Annotated in this window: 30 protein-coding genes and 1 pseudogene; 16 read left to right on the forward strand and 15 right to left on the reverse strand. The window is 67.3% G+C overall.

Annotated features, from left to right (window positions below):
• Positions 1-12 precede the first annotated feature (12 nt).
• Positions 13-1212 carry an MFS transporter gene (locus tag N2L00_RS09360; RefSeq protein WP_255766384.1) on the forward strand — a complete coding sequence of 400 codons (1200 nt, stop codon included), beginning with the start codon at positions 13-15 and terminating at the stop codon, positions 1210-1212.
• Positions 1213-1451: 239 nt separating this feature from the next.
• Here N2L00_RS09360 and N2L00_RS09365 read toward each other — a convergent pair whose 3' ends face one another.
• Both N2L00_RS09365 and N2L00_RS09370 read right to left on the reverse strand, forming a co-directional pair.
• Positions 1452-2201: a phosphotransferase gene (locus N2L00_RS09365; protein WP_255766385.1), complete on the reverse strand. Its 750-nt coding sequence runs from the start codon at positions 2199-2201 to the stop codon at positions 1452-1454.
• Positions 2202-2328: 127 nt separating this feature from the next.
• Entirely contained in the window at positions 2329-3135 is an 807-nt protein-coding gene (locus N2L00_RS09370; RefSeq protein ID WP_255766386.1) for a PIG-L deacetylase family protein, read from the reverse strand.
• Positions 3136-3253: 118 nt separating this feature from the next.
• Between N2L00_RS09370 and N2L00_RS09375 the strand changes: the two genes are divergently transcribed.
• Positions 3254-3796: a hypothetical protein gene (locus tag N2L00_RS09375; RefSeq protein WP_255766387.1), complete on the forward strand. Its 543-nt coding sequence runs from the start codon at positions 3254-3256 to the stop codon at positions 3794-3796.
• A 55-nt stretch (positions 3797-3851) separates the two neighbouring features.
• Positions 3852-5294: a lipase maturation factor family protein gene (locus N2L00_RS09380; RefSeq protein WP_255766388.1), complete on the forward strand. Its 1443-nt coding sequence runs from the start codon at positions 3852-3854 to the stop codon at positions 5292-5294.
• Here N2L00_RS09380 and N2L00_RS09385 read toward each other — a convergent pair.
• The 3 genes from N2L00_RS09385 to N2L00_RS09395 all read right to left on the reverse strand — a co-directional run bounded on the left by N2L00_RS09385 (position 5291) and on the right by N2L00_RS09395 (position 7695).
• Positions 5291-6064: a winged helix-turn-helix domain-containing protein gene (locus N2L00_RS09385; protein ID WP_255766389.1), complete on the reverse strand. Its 774-nt coding sequence runs from the start codon at positions 6062-6064 to the stop codon at positions 5291-5293. The two genes, N2L00_RS09380 and N2L00_RS09385, sit on opposite strands and share 4 nt — an antisense overlap.
• A 101-nt stretch (positions 6065-6165) precedes the next feature.
• Positions 6166-6894 (reverse strand): lipoyl protein ligase domain-containing protein, encoded by a 729-nt coding sequence (locus N2L00_RS09390; protein ID WP_255766390.1) that lies wholly within the window; start codon positions 6892-6894, stop codon positions 6166-6168.
• Between the two features lie 15 nt (positions 6895-6909).
• A complete protein-coding gene (locus N2L00_RS09395) occupies positions 6910-7695 on the reverse strand; it encodes a thioesterase family protein (RefSeq protein ID WP_255766391.1) in 786 nt (261 codons plus the stop codon).
• 98 nt (positions 7696-7793) lie between these two features.
• Here N2L00_RS09395 and N2L00_RS09400 point away from each other — a divergent pair, with 98 nt between their 5' ends.
• The gene (locus N2L00_RS09400) at positions 7794-8768 is read left to right on the forward strand and encodes an aldo/keto reductase (RefSeq protein ID WP_255862910.1); all 975 of its coding nucleotides are present in this window, start codon (positions 7794-7796) and stop codon (positions 8766-8768) included.
• Positions 8769-8789: 21 nt separating this feature from the next.
• Here the strand turns inward: N2L00_RS09400 and N2L00_RS09405 are convergent, their stop codons facing one another.
• On the reverse strand, positions 8790-9494 hold the full coding sequence (locus N2L00_RS09405; protein ID WP_255862909.1) for an SOS response-associated peptidase: 705 nt from the start codon (positions 9492-9494) through the stop codon (positions 8790-8792).
• Positions 9495-9585: 91 nt separating this feature from the next.
• On the opposite strand from N2L00_RS09405, the gene N2L00_RS09410 reads away from it, so the two are divergent.
• Positions 9586-9915 carry a hypothetical protein gene (locus tag N2L00_RS09410; protein WP_255766394.1) on the forward strand — a complete coding sequence of 110 codons (330 nt, stop codon included), beginning with the start codon at positions 9586-9588 and terminating at the stop codon, positions 9913-9915.
• 6 nt (positions 9916-9921) lie between these two features.
• Here N2L00_RS09410 and N2L00_RS09415 read toward each other — a convergent pair whose 3' ends face one another.
• Positions 9922-10263 carry a hypothetical protein gene (locus N2L00_RS09415; RefSeq protein ID WP_255766395.1) on the reverse strand — a complete coding sequence of 114 codons (342 nt, stop codon included), beginning with the start codon at positions 10261-10263 and terminating at the stop codon, positions 9922-9924.
• Between the two features lie 26 nt (positions 10264-10289).
• On the reverse strand, positions 10290-11135 hold the full coding sequence (locus N2L00_RS09420) for an aldo/keto reductase (protein WP_255766396.1): 846 nt from the start codon (positions 11133-11135) through the stop codon (positions 10290-10292).
• A gap of 113 nt (positions 11136-11248) precedes the next feature.
• On the opposite strand from N2L00_RS09420, the gene N2L00_RS09425 reads away from it, so the two are divergent.
• The 4 genes from N2L00_RS09425 (at position 11249) to N2L00_RS09440 (ending at position 14762) form a co-directional block, all read left to right on the forward strand.
• Positions 11249-12256, forward strand: coding sequence for an NAD-dependent epimerase/dehydratase family protein (locus N2L00_RS09425; protein WP_255766397.1), 1008 nt, complete (start codon positions 11249-11251; stop codon positions 12254-12256).
• A gap of 162 nt (positions 12257-12418) precedes the next feature.
• The gene (locus tag N2L00_RS09430) at positions 12419-12970 is read left to right on the forward strand and encodes a TM2 domain-containing protein (protein ID WP_255766398.1); all 552 of its coding nucleotides are present in this window, start codon (positions 12419-12421) and stop codon (positions 12968-12970) included.
• A gap of 72 nt (positions 12971-13042) precedes the next feature.
• The gene (locus N2L00_RS09435) at positions 13043-13462 is read left to right on the forward strand and encodes a LexA family transcriptional regulator (RefSeq protein ID WP_227921169.1); all 420 of its coding nucleotides are present in this window, start codon (positions 13043-13045) and stop codon (positions 13460-13462) included.
• Positions 13455-14762, forward strand: coding sequence for a Y-family DNA polymerase (locus N2L00_RS09440; protein ID WP_255766399.1), 1308 nt, complete (start codon positions 13455-13457; stop codon positions 14760-14762). Before N2L00_RS09435 ends, N2L00_RS09440 begins: the two co-directional genes overlap by 8 nt.
• Before the next feature lie 10 nt (positions 14763-14772).
• Here the strand turns inward: N2L00_RS09440 and N2L00_RS09445 are convergent, their stop codons facing one another.
• Positions 14773-15474: a D-alanyl-D-alanine carboxypeptidase family protein gene (locus tag N2L00_RS09445; protein ID WP_255766400.1), complete on the reverse strand. Its 702-nt coding sequence runs from the start codon at positions 15472-15474 to the stop codon at positions 14773-14775.
• 139 nt (positions 15475-15613) lie between these two features.
• Between N2L00_RS09445 and N2L00_RS09450 the strand changes: the two genes are divergently transcribed.
• Positions 15614-16180, forward strand: a complete 567-nt coding sequence (locus tag N2L00_RS09450; protein WP_255766401.1) for an MOSC domain-containing protein — start codon at positions 15614-15616, stop codon at positions 16178-16180.
• A 20-nt stretch (positions 16181-16200) separates the two neighbouring features.
• Here N2L00_RS09450 and N2L00_RS09455 read toward each other — a convergent pair whose 3' ends face one another.
• Positions 16201-17592 (reverse strand): CoA transferase, encoded by a 1392-nt coding sequence (locus N2L00_RS09455; protein ID WP_255766402.1) that lies wholly within the window; start codon positions 17590-17592, stop codon positions 16201-16203.
• Positions 17593-17661: 69 nt separating this feature from the next.
• Positions 17662-18660 (reverse strand): YafY family protein, encoded by a 999-nt coding sequence (locus N2L00_RS09460; protein WP_255862908.1) that lies wholly within the window; start codon positions 18658-18660, stop codon positions 17662-17664.
• Positions 18661-18760: 100 nt separating this feature from the next.
• Here N2L00_RS09460 and N2L00_RS09465 point away from each other — a divergent pair, with 100 nt between their 5' ends.
• The 6 genes from N2L00_RS09465 to arfB all read left to right on the forward strand — a co-directional run bounded on the left by N2L00_RS09465 (position 18761) and on the right by arfB (position 22440).
• A complete protein-coding gene (locus tag N2L00_RS09465; RefSeq protein ID WP_255766404.1) occupies positions 18761-19189 on the forward strand; it encodes a VOC family protein in 429 nt (142 codons plus the stop codon).
• A gap of 105 nt (positions 19190-19294) precedes the next feature.
• On the forward strand, positions 19295-20128 hold the full coding sequence (locus tag N2L00_RS09470) for an SDR family oxidoreductase (protein ID WP_255766405.1): 834 nt from the start codon (positions 19295-19297) through the stop codon (positions 20126-20128).
• A gap of 118 nt (positions 20129-20246) precedes the next feature.
• Positions 20247-21029 (forward strand): alpha/beta fold hydrolase, encoded by a 783-nt coding sequence (locus tag N2L00_RS09475; RefSeq protein ID WP_255766406.1) that lies wholly within the window; start codon positions 20247-20249, stop codon positions 21027-21029.
• Complete coding sequence (locus N2L00_RS09480; RefSeq protein ID WP_255766407.1) at positions 21026-21595, forward strand: DUF1697 domain-containing protein; 570 nt, start codon at positions 21026-21028, stop codon at positions 21593-21595. Before N2L00_RS09475 ends, N2L00_RS09480 begins: the two co-directional genes overlap by 4 nt.
• A 23-nt stretch (positions 21596-21618) precedes the next feature.
• On the forward strand, positions 21619-21984 hold the full coding sequence (locus N2L00_RS09485) for a serine/threonine protein phosphatase (RefSeq protein WP_255766408.1): 366 nt from the start codon (positions 21619-21621) through the stop codon (positions 21982-21984).
• Positions 21985-22017: 33 nt separating this feature from the next.
• Positions 22018-22440 (forward strand): alternative ribosome rescue aminoacyl-tRNA hydrolase ArfB, encoded by a 423-nt coding sequence (gene arfB / locus N2L00_RS09490; RefSeq protein ID WP_255766409.1) that lies wholly within the window; start codon positions 22018-22020, stop codon positions 22438-22440.
• 59 nt (positions 22441-22499) lie between these two features.
• On the opposite strand, the gene N2L00_RS09495 is transcribed toward arfB, so the two are convergent.
• The 4 genes and pseudogenes from N2L00_RS09495 to N2L00_RS09510 all read right to left on the reverse strand — a co-directional run bounded on the left by N2L00_RS09495 (position 22500) and on the right by N2L00_RS09510 (position 25344).
• Positions 22500-22733: a DivIVA domain-containing protein gene (locus tag N2L00_RS09495; protein WP_396124525.1), complete on the reverse strand. Its 234-nt coding sequence runs from the start codon at positions 22731-22733 to the stop codon at positions 22500-22502.
• Positions 22725-22931 (reverse strand): annotated as a pseudogene (locus tag N2L00_RS09500) (DivIVA domain-containing protein); the annotation flags it as partial. The gene N2L00_RS09495 and the pseudogene N2L00_RS09500, both read right to left, overlap by 9 nt.
• Positions 22932-23155: 224 nt before the next feature.
• Positions 23156-23800: an NUDIX domain-containing protein gene (locus N2L00_RS09505; protein ID WP_255766410.1), complete on the reverse strand. Its 645-nt coding sequence runs from the start codon at positions 23798-23800 to the stop codon at positions 23156-23158.
• The gene (locus N2L00_RS09510; protein ID WP_255766411.1) at positions 23797-25344 is read right to left on the reverse strand and encodes a nicotinate phosphoribosyltransferase; all 1548 of its coding nucleotides are present in this window, start codon (positions 25342-25344) and stop codon (positions 23797-23799) included. Before N2L00_RS09510 ends, N2L00_RS09505 begins: the two co-directional genes overlap by 4 nt.
• Positions 25345-25350 lie beyond the last annotated feature (6 nt).

Here is a 25350-nt window from a genome sequence, read left to right on the forward strand (position 1 = left end):
AGGATCACCACAATGACCGCCACCCCCTTACACCTCACCAAAGCAGGCCAGACAGCCTCCTGGGGCGGTGTTGTCTCGCTCGGCCTTGGAATCTTCGCGATCGTTATGTCTGAGTTCCTGCCCGCGAGCCTCCTTCCGCGTATCGCCGGAACCCTGGACGTATCGGTCGGTGCTGCAGGACAAAGCGTGACAATGACCGCCGTCGCTGCTGTTTTCTCGGCCCTCTTTATCGCCGTGGTCCTCCCCCGCACCGATCGCCGGCGGGTCATGATCGGTCTTACCGCCTTGGCCATCCTCTCCAACATCCTCGTTGCCCTGGCACCCGGCCTTTTCATTCTTCTGTCGGCGCGGCTCCTGCTCGGCGTTGCCCTTGGCGGCTTCTGGGCAATGGCCACCGCCATGGCCGCGCACCTGGTACCCGCCGACCATCTCGGCCGCGCGCTGACCGTCATCAACGCCGGTGTAGCGGTTGCAACCATCGTTGCCGTACCTCTCGGTGCCTGGCTCGGGGAAATCTGGGGATGGCGGGCCGTCTTTTCCATCGCCGCAGTCGTCGCGGCTCTGGCCCTGCTCGTGCAGGCGGCCACACTGCCGGCCATCAGACCTACAGGGGTGAGCGGGCTTCGCGCCCTCGGATCGACCCTTCGCTCCGGAGTGGTCGTGGTGGGATTGGTTGCGGTCCTGCTGGTCTTCGGCGGCCACTTCGGCGGATTCACGTATATCCGCCCGGCGGCAGAAACCGTGTCCGGAATCGATGCCGGCGGCCTGGCCGTGCTGCTGCTCGTGTTCGGAGCCGCCAGCGTCCTGGGCACCGTTCTCAGCGGCCCCCTGGCCGACCGTGCGCTTCGGGCCGCCGTGTTCCTCTTCCCTGCGGTATTGGGGCTCGGAATGCTCGTTATGCTCCTCGCCGGCGGATCAATCACCGGCCTCTTCATCGCCGCCGCACTCTGGGGGTTTGGTTTCGGCGGACTCCCGACCGCAGTGCTCAGCTGGGGCGCCAGGACTGCACCGACACGGCTTGAACAAATCGGCGGGCTCATCGTGACGGTCTGCAATATCGCGATCGCCGTCGGAGCCGGCTTGGGCGGACTCCTCGTCGACGGCGCCGGTGCGACCTACGCCCTGACCGTAGGTGGAATTGCGGCGATCGTCGGCGCGTTGGTACTGACGAGTCTTCCCCGAACAAAAACGACGGTGGTGTCAGCCGGTTAACGCACCGCAGTCAAACCAATTCTATTGACGGGGCTGTGGCATGGCCGCGATTGCTCGTCGCTGCACTTCTCGGTAGATCGTCGTTCGAGAGACTGGGAATAGTCCAGCGAGATCGGCCTGGGTGTACTCGCCATGCTCACACCAGCCTTTAGCTACCTCAACTGTCGTTATTCCCCCGCCTGGCAAGGGACGTGCCCGCTGAAGGATCCTGCATCGGGTCTCTGTAGGCCAACAGCAATCTAAGCCAGGGCCCGTTTCCAGGCATCTTTATTGCGTAGGACATAGTCAGCCGCCCCGCGCCAGTGATCGCCGTGTCCGCTGACATACATTTCTGCCCAAGGCTGGAATCCGGTTTCATGTGAGGACTTCAACAGCTCATGCATGGCCGCCGTCCTCTTTCCTAGGGCTTCGGGCAACGCTTCCCGTAAGACCTCGTCAGCTTCATATCCGTCGATAACAGCACGCAGCCTCGCGGCTGCCTCTGGAACGGGTTGGCCTTCAAAGAGCATTCCAAAGGACTGCACTGCATATGCAAGGTCCCAGAGGCGCGTACTCGGGCCCGCGGCGTCCCAATCGATGAATACCCACCGTTCACCCATGATGAGGTTCCATGGCGCCAGGTCGTTGTGGCACATTAGGTTCGCGTTGTCGGCAGGAAGCAGAAGGTTCCATCCGGTCGTATCCGGGAGGCCAAATCCTTCGCTGGCATCGTGAATTTGGCGAATCAAACGACCGATCCGCAGGAGGTCATTCTGCCCTAGGGGCAACTGGTCCATCGCAGATTTACCATCGACGTACTCGATGACATGCCGCTCATCGTGATCCTTGCCCAGGGGTTCGGGCACGTCAACGCCAGCCGCTTGGAGAGCTTTCAGGTATTTCTGAACCGTGGCAGAGTTTTCCTGCCACGGTTTGCGGACAGTATCGCCAATACGAACGACACTCTCTGAGGCGTTTCCGCCTTCAAGTTCTTCAGCTTCCTCATTCACCCGAAGAACGCTACTGCGTGCAAACAATCTGACCAAGCCATCTCACGGGCGGGCGGAACCAATACACGCCCGCTAAGGGACCCTCCGCCGGGCACCGCAAGGAACCGAAGACGGATACGACGCCCGTCTAGTCCAGCCCCTCGAAGACATCGCCCAGCACCGCACCCCCTGGCTGCCACGGGGGCCACGCGATGGCCAGCATCTCGGAGCTGACGGTGCGTCCCCAGCGGACGTCTTCCTCCACGTCCGGCGGCACCCCCGGGGAGACCACATGGCGCTGGGTCCGGTGCTCCATCAGGCCCGCCACCACCCGGTGAACCACGCTGCCGACATCAACCTCGATCCCGATCAGCTCATCCGGGATCGGATGCACGTCATACACCCTCCCCTCGATCCACGGCTGGAGTCCGTGCCGGATCCGGCTGCGGTTCCACCGGTCCCAGGTGGAGCGGCACACTCCGCCGTGCAGCAGGCGCTGCAGTCCCGGTCCGCCGTCGGCCTTCAGATGCCCGAAGGCCGCGTCCGTAGCCGCACCGACCGCGATGTGGTCCGGATGCCCGGTGAGCCCGTCGGGACCAAAGGTGGCGACGACGTCGGGCCGCTCCTGCGCCAGGATGCCGCCGATCCGTTCCTCGAGTTCCGCGAAGGGAACCTCGGCCACCGCGCCGTCGTCGTAGTCCAGCCACTCGTGGCGGTCCGGCGGCCGGCCGTGAGCCGTCCAGGCCGCGTCCGTTTCCCGCCGGCGGATCCGCCCGAGCGGCTCGTTGACCGGCGGATAGGACGGATCGATCTGCCCGGCGCCGCCGTCGGTCGCGTGGACCAGGACGAAGCGGAACTGCGGATCATCTTCGTGCAGTGCCACTGTTCCCGCCAGCCCGTAGGCATCGTCGTCGGGATGGGCGACAACGAGGGCAAGGACATGCGATCCGGTCATTTTCCGGCACCTCCCGCGGCAGAGGGTTCTGCCACCGTTCCAGCGTAGGACGAGGGGCAGGCAAGAGGAACCTGTTGCTCTTCCGGGTATTTTCCGGCGGCATTCGTTACCGTGTGGCATGAGCGATAACCGGGAACAACTGCTGGACCTTTCCGTAGACGCGCAAGGAAGCGAGGCACGATTCAGCCAGGTACGGAGCTGGTTCCGCAGCACCGGCTGGAGCATGGCCGACCCTACGGTCTACGACCCCTACTACGACAAGCACCCCGCCGACGCCTTCGGACCGCGCACCTTGGCGGCATCCGCAGACGCCAACGGAAGCTACAGTTTTGTCGCCGAACGGGAGTACTACTTTGCCGGTGAGGGTACCGAGGGTCCCGTTTGCCGGCGCTGCCCCTTCCAGTTTCCGCTCGAGCTGATTGTTCCGCTGGTCAGTGAATGGTACGACGGCGGCCCCGAGCCTCGGCTTGCCTGTCCCGACTGCTCATGGACGGGACTATTCGGTGACTGGGACCTGGGGAGTTGCATGGCAATGGCGTCCTTCGCGGTCATTATTGATACCGGCACCGGCGGGTATTCACCCGAACTCGTCACGACCCTGCTCGAAGCCCTCCGTGCAGACCTCGGGGGACGCTGGGTGTACATCAATAAGTACATTTAAGCCGGGCCCCCGGACGGGCGGCGCCGGCCCGCCGCTGGAGCTAGGCTGACATGCCATGGAGTGGTTCAGCGCCGAAGGATACGAGTTCGCCCGACAGGTGCTGCAGCGCGGCATCGGCGCCGTCTACCTGATCGCGTTCCTCTCCGCGGCCGCCCAGTTTCCGGCGCTGCTCGGCGAAAACGGCCTGCTCCCGGCCCCGCAGTTCCTGGCCCGGATCAAGGGCAGGGGAATCCCCACCCTCTTCCACTGGCACTATTCGGACCGGTTCCTGCTCGCAGTGGTCTGGGCCGGCGCCGTCGTCGCCGCCCTGTTGGTGGCCGGAGTGCCGCAGTCCGGGCCGTGGTGGCTGCCGATGGCAGCTTTCCTGTTTATCTGGGGGCTGTACCTGTCCGTGGTGAACATCGGGCAGACGTTCTACGGGTTCGGCTGGGAATCGCTGCTGCTGGAGGCGGGGTTCCTGGCCGCGTTCCTCGGCTCGGACGACGTCGCGGTTCCGGTCGCGGTGCTGTGGGCCTTCCGCTGGCTGGTGTTCCGGCTCGAATTCGGTGCCGGCCTGATCAAGATGCGCGGCGACAAGGTGTGGCGGGACCTCACCGCCCTGTACTACCACCACGAAACCCAGCCGATGCCGAACCCGGCCAGCTGGTTCTTCCACCACCTGCCAAAGCCGCTGCACCGGATGGAGGTGCTGGGCAACCACTTCGCCCAGCTGGTGGTGCCGTTCTTCCTGTTCTTCCCGCAGCCGGTGGCGTCGATTGCCGCGGCGGTGGTGATTGTGACCCAGTTCTGGCTGGTCCTTTCGGGGAACTTCGCCTGGCTGAACGTGCTGACCATCCTGCTCGCGTGCACGGCGATCAGCGATTCGGCGGTGCAGGCGGTGCTCCCGGAGGCACAGTTCGCCGCACCGGATCCGGCGGCAACCCCGGCGGCGTTCGCCGTCGTCGTCGGCGCCGTGACCCTGGCGGTGCTGTACTGGGCGTGGGCACCGCTGAAGAATCTGGTCCGCCGCGACCAGCTGATGAATGCCAGCTTCAACCGCTGGCACCTCTCCAATGCCTACGGGGCGTTCGGCAGCATCACGCGGCACCGGAACGAGGTGGTCATCGAGGGCACCAACGATCCGCCGGGGCCGGACGCCCGCTGGCTGGAGTACGAGTTCAAGGGCAAGCCCGGGGACCCGCACCGGATGCCGCGCCAGTTTGCGCCCTATCATCTGCGGCTGGACTGGCTGATGTGGTTCCTGGGCCTGGGCGCCTCGGGTGCCTGGTTCCCGGTGCTGCTGCGGAAGCTGCTCACCGCCGACCGGCGGACCCTGCGCCTGCTGCGCAGGGACCCGTTCGACGGCGAGCCGCCCCGCTGGATCCGTGCCCGTGTCTACCGCTACCGCTTTTCCACGCCCGCGGAGCTGCGCCGCGAACGGGTCTGGTGGGTGCGGGAACCCCGCGGATTCCTGGTGGACCCCGTTGAGGGTCCGGGCACGACGCCGCGTCGGTCCTAGGCGGTTGCCTTGGTGACCACGTTGTGCGTGGCGTGGTCATACAGGAACGTCAGCGGACCGCCGGCATGCCACAGCTCGATGTTGCCGCCGTCGCGGTGTGCGTCGAACCCGTAGTTCTCTTCCCACGAACCGTTCAAGGCCACCTTGTAGGTGTACGTGCCTTCGGGCAGGTCCACCGTGAGCTTCCACAGTTCGTCATGGCGGTCGAAGGCGAACTGTGCCCCGGCCGGATTCCAGTCCTCGGTGCCGAGCGCTGCACCGAAATCGCCGGCGAGGGCCACGGACTCCGGCTGCGGGAAGGACGGCTCCGGGATATCGGTCTCCGGGTGCGAGCCGTGCTGCTCGGCCGGAGCGGAGGGGACGGCGACGGCGTCGCGCAGGACCTCTTCCACTACTTCCTCTGCCGGGGAAGCGGCTTCGGCCGCAGCCACCGGCTTTCCGCTGAGGGCGGCCGACAGGTGCGCCGGTTCCGGGAAGTCCTTCAGGGCCCGGCGGCCCTCGTTGGTGATGCTCCAGCCCGAGCGGGCTTCCTTGAGGATCCAGCCCGCCTTGACGAGCTTGGTGGTGGCATTCACCAGGGCACGCTCACCGCGGGAGGTGCCGCTGGCCAGGGCCTCCGCTTCGCGTCCTGCGAGCGGCACACGGTCCAGGGCGGCACCGAGTACCTTTGCCCTGCTGACCTTGCCGGTAGCTGACGGGTCCTCTGCTGCGAGGATCTCAAGGACCGCCTGCAGCCGCAGCGCAGTATTTTCAACGGTGTCTGAGCCCAATGGAATTCCTTTGTTACGAGATGTTGATGGCCGCTCCGGTTATGCCGGCTCACCGGCATCAACACTATCGCCGGGAACCGCCGGGACGAAGCGACGCGGCCCTAGTGTTGCGCAACTCTCCCCTGCAGTGCGGCGAAGTCCTCGTCGACGACGGGTGCGTAGCCGGCGTAGGCGGCCAGCACGGCATCCAGGACCTGGGCCATGTCCAGTCCCGGTGCCAGGTCCCGGGCGGCTCCGGCGGTGCGCGGGTCCCAGCCCAGCCCGAGCTCGGCATAACAGTCGGTCAACACCCGGCGCAGCGGGCCGGCGTTGTCCACCACCAGCACCGAGGAAAACAGCCAGCCGCCGGCAATCACCCGTTGGGCCGTGCCCACCAGTTTGATCCGCTCCCCGCCGGATGCCTGGCCGGAGACGGTGAATTCCCCGGGACAGTACTCCCCCGGGATTTCGCCTACACCTGCGGTCAGCCCGACCTTGCGGAACGCGCCGGCCAGCAGCTCGCCGAAGTCCGCGAACCGGCGTCTCGAGCCGGCGAGGGCATCCGCGTCCGGCTCTACATGGTCCAGGACCAGGCAGCCGTCATGGTAGGCGGCTGCCCGGCCGCCGGCCTTGCGGACCAGGGGCTCGAATCCGTGCCGGCGGCAGGCCTCCTGCGCCGCGGCGAAGCCGGGCAGCTTGGCGTCGCGCTGCCCCAGGGCCACCGTGGGGCGGGGACGGTAAATCCGCAGGGCCGGGCCGAGCCCACCGCTGCGGACGGCGTCGAGCATGGCGAGCGCGAAGTCGAGGTCGGCGGCGGCGCCCAGGGATTCCTCCTGCCGGAATACTTCCAAGGCGGCGGGCACCGCCTACGCTCCGCCGAGCGGCCGGACGGTCAGGATCTGCTCGCTGCGTCCAAACGGGCCCTGCAGGTCATGCAGGACCGTCGAAGTCAGGCCGATGCCGTCGGCACCGAACGTCACCCGGGTGTCCAGGCCCAGCCATTCCCCGCGGGGTTCGCGGTGCAGGTGCAGCTGCAGGTCAACGTTCGGGAACATGTAGCTGTCCCCGCCCGGAGGCACGCGGGTGGAAATACCGTTGGCGGTGTCTGCCATGCCCACGAGGCGGACCAGGTCCGACGTCGGCGTACCCTCCACCATTTCGTGCGGGGTGCGCAGCCACGCCCGGCCGCGGCCCGGGCGCAGCCCCGGCAGCGCCCGCTTCTCCAGGGATTCGATAAACGCCCCGGGCCACTCGGTCATGCCCTCATGGGTGCCCGCCTCTGCCGGACCGGGCATGGCATCGTCTTCCACGGCAGCCACCTCGGCCGTCGAGCCGCGGGCCAGGCGCCAGGCGGTGGCGCGGACGGCGGTGCGCCCGTCAACCACCATCTCGGCCTGCACCAGTTCAATGGTCCGTCCGGGGCGCAGGACGGAGGTTTTCACCTCGAAGGCGGTGCGCGGGATCAACCCGAAAATGTCGTAGCTGATCCGGGCCATGCGCAGCTCGGGGCGTGGACGGAACTGCTCCAGGCAGTGGGCCAGCAGGCCGGAAATGGGGGCCATGTGCTGCTCCTGCGGATTCCAGGCGCCCTGGGTATGGATGGTTGCCTCATAGGCGTCGTTGCCCAGCGAGCGGTAATACGATTCAGCCACGTGCTTGCTTCTCCCTGCCGTTCCGGAATTGGCTTTCAGGCTACCCCAGCGCCGCCCGACGGCTGGCCCCGCAACGTAACGGGGAGCACACTGGCCCGATGGAATATACGCATCTTGGCCGCTCCGGCCTGTCCGTGTCCCGCCTGTGCCTGGGCACCATGAACTTCGGACCCAAAACCGACGAGGCGGACGCCCACGCCATCATGGACTCCGCCCGGGAAACCGGCATCAATTTCTTCGACACCGCCAATGTGTACGGCTGGGGCGAGCGTAAGGGCTGGACCGAGCAGATCATCGGACGCTGGTTCGCCAAAGGCGGCGGGCGGCGCGAGGACACCGTCCTGGCCACCAAGCTCTACGGCTCCATGAGCGAGCGCCCCAATGACACGTACCTCTCCGCGCTGAACATCCGCCGCGCCCTCGACGCCAGCCTGAAGCGGCTGCAGACGGATTACATCGACCTGTACCAGTTCCACCACGTGGACCGGAACACGCCGTGGGAGGAGATCTGGCAGGCCATGGAGGTGGCGGTGGCGCAGGGCAAGATCATTTACAGCGGCAGCAGCAACTTCGCCGGCTGGCACATTGCCCGGGCACAGGAGAACGCCAACCGGCGGAACTTCGCGGGGCTGGTGAGCGAGCAGAGCATCTACAACCTGATCAACCGGTCCGTGGAGCTGGAAGTCCTCCCCGCCGCGCAGCAGTATGGGCTCGGCATCCTCCCGTGGTCACCGCTGCAGGGCGGGCTGCTCGGCGGGATTCTGGCGAAGGAGGCCGACGGCGGCGGGCGGCGCGCCGAGGGCAGGGTGCGGGACCTGCTCGAGAAACACGGGGACCAGATCCGGCAGTACGAGGACCTGGCCGCGGAACTGGACATCCTGCCCGGCGTCCTGGCACTGGCCTGGCTGCTGCACCAGCCCGCGGTGACGGCGCCTTTGGTGGGCCCGCGGACCCAGGAGCAGCTGGACGAGGCGCTGCTGGCCCTGGACGTTCCCCTGGATACACGGACGCTGGCCCGCCTGGATGAGATCTTTCCCGGGCACTCCCCGGCGCCGGAGGACTACGCCTGGTGATCCACCGGGGTTCACCGGGGTTCAGGCGCTCGCAGGCTCGATCAGTTCCGGCCCGTTGTTGCGCACCGAGTTGACCTCGCGCGACACCACCCGCGGGGTCAGCGTGGGTTCGGGCACGGCGTCCAGCAGTTGGGCGACGTCGGCACCGTCGGTCAGCTTCGGGTCCAGCCAGTCCGCGTACAGGTCCGGCGGGATGATCAGCGGGGTGCGGTCGTGGATGTGGCCCAGGGCGTCGGTGGCTTTCGTGGTGATGATGGTGACGCTCAGCAGCCATTTGTGTTCGTGGTCCTCCGGCAGCGCCGGGTCCGGCCAGAATTCGTACAGGCCGGCGAAGGCCAGCGGGTCCTGTTTCCCGGAGTAGAGGTAGGTGGGGATCTTGCCGTCCGCGGACTTTTCCCACTCGTAGTAGCCGTCCGCCGGCACCAGGGCACGGCGCTTTACGGCCGCCTTGCGGAACGCCGGTTTCTCCAGGATGGTCTCCCGCCGGGCGTTGATCATCCGGGAGCCGATCTTGGGGTCCTTGGCCCAGACCGGCACCAGCCCCCATTTAGCCGTCGCCAGCCGCCGCACCGGTGCTTCGTTGGCGAACCGCTCGGTGACGATCCGCACGTCGTCCGTGGGGGCGACGTTCCAGGACGGCAGCACATCCGGTCCCACCGTTTGCTCGACGGCGAACGCCGAGACCAGATCCGACGTCGCCCTTGCCATTACGTACCGTCCGCACATGGCACCTATTGTGCACCATGGACCGGCCGCCCGCAGGAGCAGGGAAGGGACCCGGGCCGGTTACCCGCATTCGAACATATATTCTATTTGTATGAACCAGGACGCCGCCGAGCGGTTGGCGGCCCGCTATGCGCGGCGGGCCGAGCCGATCAGCCTTACCCCGGAAGAGCTGGACTTCGAGCACAATCCGGTCACCACGTCGGTGCCCGGCGTGCCCGTCTGGGCCTGGATCCGGTTCCCCGGCGCTGCCGAGCGGGTTAAGGGCGAAGCCTGCAGCTGGTCCTCCCGGGCGGTGCAGGTGCTCTGGGAGGATGCCGGACTGCGCCGGGCCACCTGGGTCTGGGCCTCGGCCGTCACCCGCCGCACGAACAACTCACGCAAGGAAACCCTGGGTGACCGCACCGCCCGGGATACCAGATGAGGTCAGCTAACCCGGAAGGCTGCGGACATATGCCAGCGCCTCCCGGGTGAGTGCCGTCCATTGACGTGCCGTGGACTCCGGGTCCGCGGCGGACGGCACCTCGACCCATTCCCGCATGGTGCGCTTACCCATGGTGACCGGCCCTGCCGCGCCTGCAGCAATGAGCTCCCGGGCGCGGGCTTTCGGCAGCTTCACGATCAGGTAATCGCCGGAACCGAGGAAGGCCACGATCTTAGATCCGGTACGCAGCCCCGGGCTGCGGAACATGGTGCCCACGGTCAGCGGACCGTCCTGCAGTACGTCGGCGATGGCGTGCAGGAGATCCAGTGCTTCCTGAGACGGCCGCATCCATCCTCCCCAGACTGTCCGGCGGGTCAGAACTGGCTGAAGTCCGCCGTCGCCGGATCGGCACCGATCCGGCGACCTCCCTCCAGCGTGTCCAGGAGGTCCAGTTCCTCCTGCGTCAGTTCGAGCCCGGCGGCAGCCAGGTTCTCCCGCATCCGTGCCGAGTCGGAGGATTTGGGAATGACGATCCGTCCCGACCCCAGGTGCCAGGCCAGCACCACCTGAGCTGCCGTGGCTGCGTATTTCTCTGCGAGCGCGGCCACCTCCGCTCCGGCCAGTTCCCGGCCCTGCCCCAGCGGGCTGTAGGCCTCGACCGCGATGCCGCGGGAAATGGTGTCGGCCGCGAGCGCCGCCTGCTGATATCCGGGATGCAGCTCTATCTGGTTTACGGCCGGCAGGACCTGGCTCTGCTCATACAGGGCATCCAGGTGGTCCGCGAGGAAGTTGGAGACCCCGATGGCGCGCATATAGCCGTCCCGGTACAGGGCCTCGAGTTCCTTCCAGGCCTGCACGAACGTCCCCTGCGAGGGCACCGGCCAATGGATCAGGTAGAGGTCGACGACGTCGAGGTTCAGCGCTCGCCGGCTGTCCAGGAACGCTGCCCTCGCCCTCCCCTGGTCTCCGTTGCGCAGCTTGGTGGTCACGAAGATCTCGGACCGCGGAATGCCGGACGCTGCGATGGCCGCTCCCACTCCGGCCTCGTTGCCGTACGCTGCAGCGGTGTCGATATGCCGGTATCCGGCAGCCAGGGCGTCCTCCACCACTTCCTGCGTCCGGTCCGCCGGAACCTGGAAGACGCCGAACCCCAGTTGCGGAATCCGTACGGAGTTGCCGAGCGTCAGTTCCGGGACAACGGTGCGGGGACTCTCTGTCATGGCGGTGCCTTCCTGCCGTGCGTTCATCTAGGCTTGGTGCAGTTCGGAGCCGGGCACCTCCACCTAAGCCCGGCTCCTGCCCCCAGTCAAGGAAACCCGTAAGGAAACCCGCAATGACGCATCCCGCGGCTCTTGATCTGCTTTTCATCGGCGGCACCGGCGTAATCAGCGCCGCGGCCGTCGCGCACGCTTCCAGCCTCGGGCATCGGGTGACCGTGCTGAACCGGGGCGTGTCTGCGCTGCGTCCGGTGCCGGCCGGCGTCGAGGTCCTGGCCGCGGATGTCCGGGATGCAGGTGCCGTGCGGGACGCCCTGGGCCGCCGGACGTTCGACGCCGTGGCGGACTTCCTGTCCTTCACCGCCGAGCATGTGGCAGCGGCGGTGGAGCTGTACCGCGGCCGGACCGGGCAGTACGTGTTCATCAGCTCGGCCTCCGCCTACCAGAAACCGCCCGCGCGGCTGCCGGTGCGGGAGTCGACGCCGCTGCGCAACCCGTTCTGGCAGTACTCCCGGGACAAGATCGCCGGGGAGGACATCCTGGTGCAGGCCTACCGGAGCGAGGGCTTTCCGGGGACGGTGGTGCGCCCGTCGCATACCTATGACGCCACCATGGTCCCGCTGTCCGGACACTGGACGGATATCCACCGGATGCGCTCCGGGCTACCGGTGGTGGTGCACGGTGACGGCACGTCCTTGTGGACGCTGACGCACAGCCGGGATTTCGCGAAGGCCTTCGTGGGCCTTCTGGGCCGGCCCGCCGCCGTCGGCGAAAGCTACACCATCACCTCCGATGAGTTCCTGCCCTGGGATGCCGTCTACCGTTCCCTGGCCGCTGCCGCCGGCGTCCCCGAGCCGCTCCTGGTCCACGTGGCCTCCGAGACCATTGCAGCGCTGGATCCGGGGCGGGGCCCGGGCCTGCTGGGCGACAAGAGCCATTCGGTCATCTTCGACAACAGCAAGATCAAATCCCTGGTGCCGGATTACCGTGCAGTCATTCCGTTTTCCGAGGGTGCCCGCGAAATCGTCCAGTGGTACGACGCCCATCCCCGCGAACAGGTACTGGAAACCGGATGGATGGAAGTCAGCGACCGGCTCGCGGGCTGGGCACGGGCGGGCGCCTAGGGGCAACTCCCTCCGGGGCGGCGGGTCCGAAGCTTCTGTTTCCGGCGGCTGTTAGAGTGCAGGCAGCAGGTATATCCGGACGGTTGCGGCGCTCGCCGCCGGAGTGGAAGCGCAGTCTCGACACCCGGTCCGGATGGCTTCGAATAAACGTTGGAGGAAACCATGTCAGGTAACGGTCCCGGCCAGGGAAACAACCACGGAAACCGGTGGTCCGACGAGTGGGACGAGCAATACGCCTCCCCCAAGAAACCCGAGCCCACCCCGCCGCCGGCGGCCCAGGCTCAGCAGCCGCAGCAGCAGGCACCTCACTATCCCTCACCCGGATATCCGAACCAGGCCCAGGGGTATCCCGTCCAGGGCTACCCGAACCCTGGCTACCCGAACCAGCCCGCCCCGGGGTATCCCGGCCAGGGTTATCCGGCTGCCGGCCACCAGCAGGCCCAGGGCTACGGTCATGCCCAGTTCGGCCATGCGCCGCAGGGGTCCGGTTACCGGCCCCAGAAATCCCGCGTCGCCGCCGGGCTCCTCGGGATTTTCCTCGGCGGCTTCGGCGTCCACCGCTTCTACCTGGGCAACAACAGCGTGGGCATCGCGCAAGTTGTCCTCACCTGTTTCACGGGCATGGGAGCTGTCTGGGGATTCGTCGAAGGCCTGATGATTCTCTGCAACGCCAAGTCCTTCCGCACCGATGCGCACGGGGTTCCGCTCAAGTAACGTACAGCGGTCCGGTGCTAGGCTGAGGGTTCGAAAGTATGTTCTAGAATTTTCCCCTCAGGAGGCCTCGGCATGGCGGTGTTCTCAGCGGACCGGTCGCGCCGCCCCGCGCCGCCGACGGAGTCCGACGCAGCCACCGCAGCGGGCTTTCCCAGTCCGGCCCGGGACTACTTCGACGGCCGGATCGACCTCAACCGGCACCTGATCCGCGATCCCACCTCCACCTACGTGGTGCGGGTGGAAGGCGATTCCATGGCGGGCACCGGCATCTGCAACGGGGATGAACTAATTGTGGACCGTTCACTCACTCCGCGCGACGGCGCCGTCGTCGTCGCCGTGGTGGACGGCGAGCTCACGGTCCGCCGGCTGCTGCTGGGCGGGCAGCGGATCGTGCTGCGGGCCGAAAGCCCCGGGTATCCGGACATCCTCGTGGCGGAGCCGTCGGAACTGTCCGTCTGGGGTGTTGTGACCCGCTGCCTGCACCATGTCTGAGCAGTCCGTGTCGCCGAACGCCGCCCAGCGGATCGCCCTGGTGGACGTCAACAGCTTCTACGTTTCCTGCGAGCGCGCCTTCGACCCGAAACTGGCCGGGGTGCCGGTGGTGGTGCTGTCCAATAACGACGGCTGCGTGGTGGCGCGCTCGGACGAGGCGAAGGCGCTGGGCATCAAGACCGGCACGCCGTGGTTCAAGCTCGCCGAATCCGCGCCGCGCGTGGGCCTGATCCAGCGCTCGAGCAACTATGAGCTCTACGGAGACCTCAGTTCCCGCGTGATGGAACTGCTGGGGCGCTACGCGCTGTGGCAGGAGGTGTACTCGATCGATGAGTCCTTCCTCGGACTCGCCGGGACGCCGCGCGACCTGGAGGCGCAGGGCGCAACCATCCGCACCGCCGTCGCCCGCCACACCGGCCTGCCGGTCTGCGTGGGCATCGGCACCACCAAGACCCTGGCGAAGTTCGCCAATCGGATCGCCAAACAGAACCGGCATCTGCAGGGCGTCTGCAACCTCGAGACCATGGACCCGGCCGCCGTGGAAACCATCATGTCCCGGGTGCCGGTCACCGGCCTGTGGGGCGTGGGGTCCCGGCTGGGCACGAAGCTCGAAGCCATGGGAATCTCCACCGTCGCGGACCTGCGCGCCGCTGATCCCGCGCTGATCCGCCGGAAATTCTCGGTCATCCTGCAGCGCACCGTGCTGGAGCTCAACGGCACCGCCTGCATTCCGCACGAGGACGAGCGGGCGGACCGCAAGCAGCTGATCTTCTCCCGGAGCTTCTCAACCCCGGTCACCACCGGCGCGGAAATGCGCCAGGTCATGAGCATCTACGCCCAGCAGGCTGCCGCCCGGCTGGAGCGCGAAGGACAGCAGGCCAGCATTCTCACCGCTTATGCCGGCACGTCGCACTTCAGCGAGCGGGCGGCGTCGTTCCCCTCGGCCACGGTGCGCCTGCCCAGCCCGACGTCGGATCCCGTGGTCCTCAGCCGGGCCGCCGTCGGTGCCCTGGAGTCCCAGGTGGTCGAGGGGGTGCCCTACACCAAGGCCGGGGTGATGCTCAGCGGGCTGGAATCCGCCGGAGCGCAGCCCCTGTTCGAGGAGTTCGTCTCCGCACAGGAACGGCGGAACCTGGGCGAACTGCTGGGGAAAGTCACGGACAAATACGGGGCGGCGAGCATCGGGCTCGGGTTGGCGGGGATGTCGACGGCGACGCCGGAGTGGACCATGTCGCGTAAGTATTCCTCGCCGCGGTACACCACCGAGTGGAGCGAACTGCCGGTGGTAAAGGCGGTTTAGCTACACCCGATCAGTAATCCGGGGCGGCCGGAAAGCCGAGGAACTCCTCCAGGGTCACCCCGGCGTCGTAGACGGCCGCCGCAACCTCCGGCCCCACGTAGCGCAGGTGCCAGGGCTCGTAGGCATACCCGGTGATGTGTTCCGCCCCCGCCGGATAGCGGATCAGGAAGCCGTACCGGTGCGCGTTCGCCGCCGTCCAGGCACCGGCCGCCGTTCCCTCGAAACAGGTTTCCAGCGCACACAGGCCATCCGGGTTGCCGACATCCACGGCCAGCCCGGTCTCATGCTCGCTGTAGCCGGGCCGGGCGGAGAGCGAATCGGCTCCCTCCTGCCCGTACCTCTCGGTGTAGGAGGAGTGCAGCCGGGACTGTTCTTCGCTCGACCGATAGCCGCTGACGGGAGAAATGGCGACACCCTCCGCGGCGGCGTCCCCAACCATGCGGGCATAGGCTTCAGCCGCTTCGGCGCGGAGCAGCAGCCCGCCCGCGTCGACCAGGTCCGGCGGCACATAGTCCGCCGCCAGGGGACGGTGCTTGTTGACCACGAGCGTGACGCTGTCCGGTGCCTGGGCTTCAGGGGCAGCCGCCGCGCCGGCCGGCTCATTGGAAAGGTTCAGGAACACGGCAAGGGAGACGACCAGGCATAAACACAGCAGGCCGGCCATTGACGCGCAGGTCCGCAGGTAGACGTACCGCATTGTCCCGTTACCCACCCCTTATCCGGCATGGCACCCTCGTCATTTCGCGCCATCCTCGCACGTGCGGCCCAACGCGCGCGGCACCGGCGCGCCCGTGCCGGGGACGGGATGAGCGGCTGCGGACCGTCCGCACCGGAAGGGTTAGCGTGGAGGCATGAGTTACGCGTACGACGTCGAGATCCTGCACCTGCTCGTGTCGCCCGCACACGCCTACTTCGGGCGTGCCAAGGACGGCGCGGCCGACGTCGTCACCACTGATGCGGACCAGGCTGAGGTGGTGGCCGGCAAGGGGATTGTCGGGGACCGGTTCTTCGGCAAGGCGGCCCACATGGATGCGGCCGTGACCTTGTTCGCCGTCGAGTCGTTGGAGGCCATCGCCGCGGAGCTTGGTGCCGATCCTTTCGACCCGCTGCTGGCCCGCCGGAACGTGGTGCTCCGCGGTGCCGAGCTGGTCCCGCTGTTGGGGCAGGACTTTGTTCTCGAATCGGCAGGTGGCCTGGTTGAGTTCCACGGCGGCAGGCAGGCCCACCCGTGCGCCTGGATGGATCAGGTCCTGGCGCCCGGCGCGCACAAGGCGATGCGGGGCCGGGGCGGGCTGCGCTGCCGGCCGTTGAGCAGCGGGACGCTTCACCGCGGACCGGCGGTGCTTATCAGCCCCGTGCCGCTGGATCCGGCGCGGGCTGCCGTCCCCTCATTGCTGAGGCCGGGCCGCCTTCCCTAACGGACGGACCGGAGGCGGGGTCAGTCCCACACCGGCACAGAACTGCCGTAACGCTGCGGCGGCCGGCTGTACTCAAGATGCTTTCCGTCCACCAGCAGGGGCGGCGGCACAAACGTCAGTTCGCCGTAGGCGCTTGGCGAGGTGCGGAGCTCCGGTTCCAGTTCGTTCCGTTCCGTACCCGAGGGCGGAGCAGGCAGCCGCATCAGCTCCAGCGCGGTGCGCACCAGCGACAGATGGGCCGATCCGCTGATCCCTCGATTCCGGGCACCCATGAGCGCCGCCGCAGCCGCGGCTGCCCCGAGGCCGGTGGCATAGTCCAGCGCCTGGACCGGCAGCGCTCCGGGCCGCCACGAGTCTCCCTCCCCGCCGCCGTAGATGGTGGCAATGCCGCTCGCGGCCTGCACAATGCTGTCGAAACCCCGCCGGGCCGCCCATGGCCCGGCATTCCCCCAGGCGTCGAAGCTGACCACGCCCAGTCCCGGGAAATCCGCCCGCAGCGCTTCCGGATCCAGTCCGAAGCGGGCCAGGGAGCCGCCCCGGTACCCCAGCAGCACGACGTCGGCCTCCTCGAGGAGCTCGCGGAACCGCCGGTAAGCGGCCGGGTCGGTTAGGTCGGCCACCGCACTGCGCTTCGAGAAGCCGGTGTCAATGTGCTGCTCCACCAGCTCCGGTGTGGCGGGCGGGTCGATCCGCAGCACGTCGGCCCCCAGGGCGCCCAGGATCCGGCTGCCCGACGGACCGGCGATCACCCGCGTCAGGTCCAGAACATGCAGGCCGTCCAGAATCCCGCCGGACCCGCCGCGCAGGGCAGCCGGCACTGTACGGGAGGGCGCTGGTGCCGGGGCTGTGTTCAGCCGGATCCAGGGTTCCCCCTGCAGGGCCCTGCCTGCCGGGGAGTTCATCCACTCCGCTGGCGGCCGAACCGCGGCTGCCACTCCCCCGTATGCCGTCACCCGGTCCTCCACCTCCATGGCGGTCAACCGCAGTAGTGCGGCATCTACGGCGTCCGGTGAGGCAACGCCCAGCGCCGTAAGCAGGGCGCGTTCGTGGTGCGGATAGTTGGCGTGCAGCCGGACCCATCCGTCGATGGTGCGGCGGAAACCCGACAGCGGGGCGAACCCGCCCACGGCCTGGCCGTTGACCCGCAGGTGGGTATAGGAGGCAAAGGACGCCGCGGCACCCCGGGAGGTCAGTCCGATGTCCCGGCTCCTGCCCGCGGCGCCGGTCCCGGCGGCGAGCGCCGTAGCCAGCGCCTGCAGGGATCCGAGGGCCAGTCCTTCCACGTCCAGTGCGCCCGCCCACCACCAGCGCGGCCCCGACCACGGCGCCGTGTCCGTGTCCGTCGGCAGCAGCGGGGCCAGGTCCTGCCAGAGTGCGGGAAGTGGATTCGTGTTCCGGTGATGGGCAGCCATAACGGCATTATGCAGTCCGATCCCGGTTCCCGCGGGCCCGCTCGACCGAGAAGCGGAGATATCACGCGCCTACCGTGCTGCCGCCGCGGTGAAGCGGGTAGCCAGCTTCCCGAAGGCGGCGGCCAGTTCAGGCGGGCCGACCACCTCGAGTCCGGCGTCGAACCGGCCAAAGGAGGCTGCCAGTGCCGCCCAGGACCAGGAGCCCGCCTCCAGCCGGCACCGGTCGGATCCAACTGCTTCGACCGTGCCGTCACCGGCGAACGGAACGACGGCGGCCGCCGGCAGATGCAGGATTACGGCACCCCGGCAGGGCCAGTCGGACCCCTTACCGGGATTCTTTCCCGGCTCCGTTCCCCGGAACCGGGCGGAGACGAAGGCGTGCACGCTGCCGCCGGGCAGTTCCCGCTCCCGGAACCGGGCACCCACCGGCGTCCGCGGCGCGATCCGGTCGGCACGGAAGATCCGCCAGTCGTTCCGGTCCAGGTCCCAGGCCACCAGGTACCAGCGTCCGCGGGAGGCCACCAGATGATGCGGCTCCGCCCGGCGCGGCGGTGAGAAGCCGACGTCGCCGTCTCCCGACTGGGCACCTGCATAGTCAAAGCGCAGCACCTGACGTGATCGGACGGCAGCGGCGAGGGTCAGCAGCAGTTCCGGCGAAACCGATCCGGCGTCACCGGGACCCACGGACAGCGCGGTGAACTGCAGCGCGTCAAGACGGTGGCGCAGCCGCGAGGGCATCACCTGCCGGACCGTGGCCAGCGCCCGTGCCGCGGCCTCCTCGATCGCCGCACCCGTAAGGGGTGCGGACTGCAGTGCGACGGCGAGCGCCAGCACCTGGTTCTCATCGAAAAGCAGCGGCGGCAGCTCGGCACCGGCGTCCAGGCGGTAGCCCCCATCCGGCCCCTTCAACGCCCGGATTGAATAGCCCATTTCCCGCAGGCGGTCGACGTCGCGGCGCACGGTCCGGGGGCTGATCTCCAGCCGGTCCGCGAGCACCTGCCCCGGCCAGTCCCGCGGGGTCTGCAGAAGTGAGAGGAGCAGCAGGAGCCGCGACGTCGTGGTGGGCATACGAGAAAGATAAACGATATAGCGGCCAGAAACTGACCTCTACTGGGAGAAGAGTGGGTGTTACCGGGAAACACCCGGGCTACCCCAGAAGGAGCAACCCATGTCTGTCACCACCACGCCCCACCTGAACTTCCGCGGCGATGCCCGGGATGCGCTGGAGTTCTACCACTCGGTTTTCGGCGGGCAGCTTATCGTCGTCACCAATGAGGATGCCTACAGCGTCGAACTCCCGGAGGAGGCCGGCCAGGTCAAGTTCGGGCAGGTCATCGGCGGGAACGGCTTCTCGATCATGGCCTACGACGTTCCCGCCAGCGTGTCCTACGACCAGGGGGACAAATCCTCCTTTGTCTCGGTCCGCGGCGAATCGGCCGAGGAGATCACAGCTCTCTGGGACCGGCTTGCCGAGGGCTCCACCGTGCTGCAGGACCTGGCGCCCTCGGCCTTCTCCCCCGCCTACGGAATGGTGCAGGACCGCTTCGGCGTCGTCTGGGTACTCGACGTCGCCGTCGCCTATGACCCTGCCGGCTAACTTCGATGCCCACCGCCGCGCCGTGCCGCGGGGAAACCGAGACCCGCTAGTCTCAGAGGCATACATCCGGCGGTTTCCCGCCGGCACTCTAAGCATCGGAGCATCATGGCCTCGGAAGTACTGGTAGTTATCGGCATGGGCGGCATGGGGCAGGCGGTTATGCGCCGGTCCGGCGCAGGACGGAAGATCCTGGTGGCGGACTTCAATGAAGAACTGCTGGAGAGCACAGTGGCCACCGCGCTCGGTGAGGGCTACGACGTCGTCTCCCAGCAGGTGGACGTCTCCTCACGTCAGTCCGTGGCCGCCCTGGCCGCAACTGCCCGTGAGCTGGGAGCGGTAACCGGCGTCGTCCACACCGCCGGGCTCTCCCCCGTCCAGGCACCGGTGGAGGCGATCTGGAAGGTCGACCTGTTCGGCGTGGCCGTGGTGCTGGAGGAGTTCGAGAAGGTCATCGCCCCGGGCGGTGCCGGCGTCGTCATTTCCAGCATGTCCGCTTACATGGCCGGCGGCCAGATGCCCGCCGACGTGCTGGCGAGCCTGGCCACCGTCCCTGCGGACGATCTGCTGCTGATCCCGTTTGTTGCCGGCATCGACCACCCCGGACACGCCTACAGTGTGGCCAAGCGCGCCAATCAGGTCCGCGTCCAGACCGCCAGCCTGCGCTGGGGTGCCCGCGGGGCACGCGTGAACAGCATCAGCCCCGGCGTCATTTCCACCCCGATGGGACAGCAGGAACTCGCCGGCGAATCGGGCGCGCAAATGCGTGCCATGATCGAGGCGTCCGGCACCAAGCGCCTCGGCACCGCCTTCGACATCGCCAATGCCACGGCCTTCCTGCTCAGCCAGGATGCCAGCTTCATGACCGGCGCGGACCTCCTGCTCGACGGCGGTGCGGTGGCCGCCGTCGATACCGGCCAGCGCAGCCAGGTCGCCGGCTAGGTCCACGGCCCGCGCGCGGCGGCGGGGTGCCGGAGGCGCGGAAGAAAGTTGGCCGCCGGAGCCGCGGATGCGGAGCCACTGATTGCCGGGGCCTCGTCGGCATGATCGAATCTGGGGCATGTTGTACGCAGACTCAGCAGACGGCACCCGGATCGCTTTCGAGCAGACGGGCCATGGTCCGCCGGTGGTCATTGTCGGCGGTGCGTTTTCGACAGCCGACGCCGGCGCCCCGTTGGCCGACGCGCTGAAAGCCGCCGGTTTCCAGGCGGTGACGATGGACCGCCGTGCCCGCGGGGAAAGCACGGACTCTTCCCCCTACTCTCCGCGGCGGGAGGTGGAGGACCTCACAGCGGTCCTCAACGCCGTCGGCGGCGACGCGGTGGTCCTCGGACATTCCTCCGGCGCCATGCTCGCCCTGCTGGCGGCGGCCGAGGGAGCACCGATCAGCCATCTGTTCCTGTCCGAGCCGCCGTTCCTCTTCGGCGAGGGGGAACCCTCGATGGACCTTCCGCAGCGGCTTCAGGCCCTTGTTGATTCAGGGAACCCGGCGGATGCCGTGACCACCTTCCAGCGGGAAGGAATCGGTCTGCCCGAACCGTTTATTGAACAGATCCAGGCCAGCCCCATGTTCGATTCCCTGGTTCCGCTGGCGCAGTCCGCCGTCTATGACGCGCTGCTGTCGCAGGCCGTGTCCACCCCGACGGCGGCGATGGCACAGGTTTCGGTCCCCGTCACCATCCTGCGGGGAACCACCACCTACCCGGTGATCATGGCCGCCACCGAGAAGCTGGCGCGGCGGATGCCGCAGGCCGTGCTGGTCACCGTGCCCGAGTCCCACGACCACTCCCCCGATCCGGCGGGCACGGTTCGCGAAATCCGCCGCCGCATCCCGGTGCAGTGACCGACAGCCCGGCCGCGGACACGTTCCCTTATCTGGCCCTCCTGCGCGGCATCAACGTCGGCGGGCGGAACAAGGTCCCCATGAAGGCATTACGGGGGCATCTGGAAAACCTCGGGTTCCAGCAGGTGTCCACCTACATTGCGAGCGGGAATGTCTTCCTGGCATCGAATGACGACGCCGGCTCGGTCGGACGGCAGATCGAAGCCGCGCTCACGGACCGCTTCGACCTCGACGACGAACTCATCAAGGTCCTGGTGCTGGGCCGCGCGCAGCTGCAGGCCGTCGTCGAGCATCGGCCGCAGCACTTTGGTGAGCGGCCGGACCTCTACCACTCGGACGCGATCTTCCTCATGGACATCGATGCCGACACCGCCCTGGAAGCTTTCCGGCCGAGGGAAGGCGTTGACGAGATCTGGGCCGGCGAAGGCGTCATCTATTCGCAGCGGCTCAGCGCCGAGCTGACCAAGAGCCGGCTGAGTGCCATCGCGGCCTCGCCGCTGTACAAATCGATGACCATCCGCAGCTGGAACACCACCCGGAAACTGTGGGACCTGCTGCCCGAGTGATCCCAGGGTGCTAGGGTCCTGCCATGTCCGAACCCCTGCCGCCCGACAACACCTTTGACCATCTGCGGAGCCTCGACGGCGAGCACGTCGGGTATATCCATATGACCGACGACGGCGGGTTTGTCCCGTATGACCTGCTGCACCGCCGCTGCGCTGAGGCCGGTGACCTCGATGCCGCCGAAGCCCTGCTCGACGAGCTCGGCCTTCGGATGTTCATCGAGCAGTGGTGGCTCGACGACGACGGCCGGCAGATTCCGGTGCTGATCCAGGAAGTCCACCGGGACCGGGTGGTGGTGGCCCCCACAGCGGAGGGCGCGATTGCCAAGGCCGCCGATATGACCGCTGCAATCGAGTTGCTGCTGCCCACCGACCGGCTGCAGTCGCGTTAGCCGTACCGGATTCGTTCGTGCGACGCTGGAGGGATGGATTTGGTGGTGTCGCCCGCGCTCACGATTCCCGCGGCTGAACTCGAGTGGCGGTTCTCCCGTTCGTCCGGCCCCGGGGGCCAGCACGTCAACACCTCGGACAGCCGCGTCGCACTCTCCTGGAACGTAGCCGGTTCTGCGGTGCTGTCGGAACAGCAACGCCTGCTGCTGCTGCAGCGGCTGAAACGCAGTCTCGTGGCCGGAGTGCTGACCGTGACGGCCTCCGAGCAACGTTCCCAGCTTCGCAACCGGGAAACAGCCCTGGCCAAGCTCGCCGCACTCGTGGCAGACGGACTGGCGCCCGGACCTGCTCCGCGCCGGACCACCAAACCTACCCGCGGCTCGAACTACCGCCGCCTCGATGCAAAGAAACAACGGGGTGCCACGAAGCGGCAACGGCAACGGCCGCCGACTGATTAATTCCACCAGTGATTGGCATCAATTTGAGGGCTGCTGTCCGTCGAAGTGCCGTATCCGGGTCAGCTCGGCGTCGTCGGAGTTCCGTACTGGGACGGGCCTAGCCGGCGCCGAAGCTGCTCATTTTCGGAAACCCGGTCCCGAAGACCCGTGGCAATCCGGTCCAGGAAGTCATCCACCTCATTCTGCGCATACCCCTCGCGGAACTTTGTCGGCTGGAACCTCTGATTTATTACCTCTTCAGGGCTGAGAATTGAAGCGGTAACGTCCTGCCTAAAAATGTCCGTCTTTTGCAGTTCAAGACGTTCCTTTTCGAGTCGCCGAAGCTCCTGGACAGTGCGTTCCAAGAAGTCATCCACCTCGTCCTGGTCATAGCCCTCCTTGAATTTGGTGGGCTGGAAGCGCTTCGCGACAACCTCTTCAGCTGTGAGAGTTCCGGTTCCGTATGTGACGGATTCCCCCTTGGATTTGGTGGATTTCGAAGCATTCGGCAATACCAAGGTGAGCAGGACTATTACCGCGACGAAGATCCAGGTTTTTCCTGAGCCGTCGCTTTCACCCGCCCCTTGGGCCATTACCGCTGAAACATACTCAAAAGACATGGAGTTCGACTTTCGTAAGGTCAGTCTGTGTCACAGCTGAACGGATCAAATCCTGGCGACAATAACTGTAACCGATTGCTCCTTTCGAAAGCCGCCATTAATTTCGATGTTTCCGGCTATGTCCAGGACCACCCTGCAGCCGGCCGCCCGCGGCCCGCGGCGACTGTCTCACTGGATTTGGACAGGCCAGGGTTACGGGCGAGCATCCGGCCCAGGTTGGAGGAGTCCGGTTCGGTGCGTCCGGCGGCCGCCGCGAGGCTCCGGCTGATCCGTGCGGCCTGGGCCGTGGTGAAGTGCTTCCCCAGCAGCGCCTTGGTCAGTGGCGCGTCCACCCAAAGCGCGTCCAGCACGGTGCCGGCGGTACGGCGGATGATGGTGTCGTGGTCGAACGGCAGCCCGGATACTCGCTCCACCGGCGTGACCCTTACGGCGGCTTCGTTCAGCCGGGCGTCCGGGTGCAGGACAGCGGTATGGACAATCGAAATGGTCGGCCCGCGTGGATCCCGGTCCGGGTTGTCGTAGACACCCGCCGTGTCGAGGTGTTCCACTCGGTCCTCCCCTACTCCGGTCTTGACCGTCAGCGCCCGCAGTGCGGCCTCGGCCAGCCGTTCGGAGGGAAGCAGGAGGACGCCGGGGAGCGCCTGCACGCCGGCGAAGGGCTCGTTGGCCCGCTCCGCCGTCACCAGGCACAGCCCCCCGTCCCTCACGATGAAGGGCACGGTATCGATCGAGACGAGGGGCTGCTGTCTTTCGGAATTCATGAGGCAATGTTACCGAGCACGGCACGGACGTCCGCGAAGGACTGGCGGCGGAGGAACTCGCCGTTGGCCCACACGGGCTGCAGCAGGGATGCCGCTTCCTGCTCGGGGGTGGCCTTCTCGATGAGGACCAGTTCGCCGTCGTCGTTCCGGGTGACGGCCAGGCGGCCGGTGGCGGAACGCTTGGACCCGAAACCCTGGGCGGTGATCGGATCCTTGAACACGTTGCGGGGCTGGCCGTTGACCTCGATGTAGGTGACCTTGATGGCCGAGGAGAACGTGTCCCGGGTGACGTACTGGTAGGTGAACGAACCGGCGCCGAGCACGACGTTCTCCGAGGCGTAGCCCGCTTTCTCCAGGCGTGCGGTGATGTCCGCGGCACGCTCGGGGGTGATGGAGTCGCCGTACATAACGCGCACGTTGTTCAGCACCTTGTAGCCGGCGTCGTTGCGGGTGGAGCCGAACTCGGCGTCCAGGAGGGCGACGACGCCGAAGTAGGCCGGGTCCTCTGCCATCGATGGTGCCGTGTCCGGGGCGACGGCGCCGGGGCGGGTGGAGGTTCCGCAGACGATGTCGGCCGGGTCTCCGGAGTCGGGACGGATGACGACGTTGCCGTCGCGTGAGGTGATGATGTCCTTGAGCCCGGGCAGGATGCCCTGCAGCACGTGCCACAGGTCGTACCCGTCGGAGACCAGGGAGATATTACCGGTGGGGTTGACCTCCAGGATGTGGCGGAAGGTTTCCGCTTCTCCGTCCTGGCCGCCGGCGCACATCACGGCGTGCTCGCTGGCGGGGATGGAACCGAGGATCTGGCCGTTGTCCGTGCCGAAGGAGGAGTTGTAGTAGCGGCGGATGAAGTCGGCCGAACCGAGGGAGTCCGAGCCCTTGAAGGAGAGCAGGTGGCCGGCGCCGGAGGCTGCGGCAGCTTCGACACCGGGCATGCCCCGGAAAGAGAAGTCGTGGAGCTGCCAGTCCACATAGGCGGCGTCCGTACCGGTCTTCGCCGCGGCGGTGTCGAGGATGCCGCGGTACTTGTCGGCAATGGTCGCTGCGGTGGAGGGCTGCCAGATGGAGGCGCTGAGCGCCGTCTCGATGTAGTTGACCAGCCAGAAGAACTCCGGCTCGGTGGATTCGACGGTGACGGAGGGGACCCGCAGGGGCACCCGGGTTCCCTCGGGCACGGCACGGAAGATCAGCGGCAGGTAACCGCGGCGGTGCAGGGACCGGATGTGGTCGGTGCCGACGGTGTTGGGGCCGAGGATGTCGTTGAGGCCGGCCTGGTACTCGGCCACGGCGTCGTCTTCATCGGCGGCGAAGAACGGCGCGAAGGCTTCAATGCAGAACCTCTGCAGGAAGGCCTGGAGCCCGAAGTGCACCACATGGTCCACACCCTCGATCCGGGAGCCGCGGTTGGTGAAGTTGGAGAGAACCTTTGTGGTGCCCCGGGGGTACATGTGGACGTGGCCGAGCTTGTACGCGTCTGTCTGGAACAGGGCTGCGGTGATGCTGGCGGTGGTCAGGGCGGTCGGTGCTGATGTCGTGGTCATGGCCGG

The organism is Arthrobacter sp. zg-Y1171 (genome assembly GCF_025244845.1).
GTDB lineage: Bacteria > Actinomycetota > Actinomycetes > Actinomycetales > Micrococcaceae > Arthrobacter_B.